This window comes from Ulvibacter sp. 2305UL32-6 (genome assembly GCF_058148545.1).
In genome coordinates, this window is record NZ_JBYVKA010000029.1 from 1 (window position 1) to 1,570 (window position 1,570).

Annotated in this window: 1 protein-coding gene; it reads right to left on the reverse strand. The window is 31.7% G+C overall.

The window, feature by feature from the left end; translation table 11 throughout:
* Positions 1–219: 219 nt before the first annotated feature.
* On the reverse strand, positions 220–1,479 hold the full coding sequence (locus ACY2RU_RS17505) for a hypothetical protein (protein ID WP_490139775.1): 1,260 nt from the start codon (positions 1,477–1,479) through the stop codon (positions 220–222).
* Positions 1,480–1,570 lie beyond the last annotated feature (91 nt).

A 1,570-nucleotide genomic window follows, 5' to 3' on the forward strand; every position in this document is an offset into this window, starting at 1 on the left:
CAACGTGTTTGTATATGACCAGTGGCGGACCTTGGCAAGCTGTGGCTCAAAAAGTTTTGCGGAGCAAAAGCTGGCAGCGGCGTCGACGCGTGCGATTCAGCAGCCACGGCGAAGCCGTTTACTGGTTTATTCGGTTTTCATAAATTTACAACAAAAAGTAGGAATACAAATTCAATAACCAACTTAGCCATTGGTTATATACGGTGTTGTAGAGCGTTTTTAATCCATCTCTTGAATTGGAATATTTGCCTTTGAATGAGAAATCAAAATCGCGTAATCTAAAAATTCTGTTGTAGATTTCCCTTTCACTTGTTCTCCATTGGATTTATCATTTTCCATCACAATTTCCATTAAATCAGGTATTCCATCCGAGTATGGTGTATTTTTTTCATTTAGTCGAAAAAGGGTAACATCTGATATTTTCGTTTTCTTTAAATTCTCGATTCCAAGAAAATATTCTTTGTCATAGTCGCCAATTCCGAAACCGCCTTCCGTTGTATATGTTTTGTATATTTTATTCTCATCAGAAACAATATCCCAAAGTACTCGACTGTCTGTCAGATAGCCAATGACGGAAATAATTTTTTCACGTTGATAAATATTGTTTTCTATTAATCTTGTAAAAAAAGATGGATTGTTTCCTTCTCTCTGTTTTTCTATATGATAGAACCCAAATCGCACAAATTGTGGTTTCTGTTCAAAGTTATATAACTTGCTTAAATGGATATAATTATCATATATTATTCCTTCTCTTTTAGATGAATTATCGAAGTTCTCAAATGTATGTTTTAGGTTTTGTATTATGTGGTCAAAAACGAATTTGTCATTTATACCCTTTTCAAATTCCGTTGGTTGTCTTTCGTATTCCTCGACAAAATTTCTTAAAACCTTTTTAGAATAACTGTTATAGTTTGGTGAAAAGTCAGTTGTATCCAACTTTACCATATTTACTATTTCTTGCAAATATTTATTTGGGTTTTGCTTGTAATCAATTAATTCTAATAAGTGTTTAGAAGTGAATAGGTATGTTACTAAAAGGTCAATTCCGACAACGGTTAGTTTGTCCTTTTCTTGAAGTTTATCATTGAGTTTTTTTATTTCTTTCCATTTCTCATATGTCTCTATACTTTTCTCTTGTGGCACTCTAGTTCCATAATTGTTAACTAAATCTTTTAATAAGAGAGAATCTCCTGTTTTTAAATATTGGTTAAAATAATGTCCAATGCTAAAATCCGTTTCAGGTAAATAATATTCTATTGTTCCGTCTTTCGTAAAAGATTTAAGTAAGGCATATTCAGCCTTTTCAGTTTTCGCACTTCCGTGATAAGCACCAAATCCAATTATTTTAAAATCACTTTGCGGAAATCCAAAATTCGATGAATTTAAATCAAATCGGTTTTTCTTTAAATAATCTGTTTTAATTTGGGAAAAGCTTTGTAGAGTTACAAAAGCCAAAAGAATGGTAAAAACTGTTTTCATTGTTCTTGTTTTCCTATAAAGATTACTCTTTTTTAAAACTGTTACAGTTAGTTATGACGTTTCTTAAATGCTCTACAACGTGTTTGTATAA

Bases quoted from the DNA above. Each gene is read 5' to 3' on its own strand.
- ACY2RU_RS17505 (WP_490139775.1), bottom strand. From the start codon at position 1,479: ATGAAAACAGTTTTTACCATTCTTTTGGCTTTTGTAACTCTACAAAGC.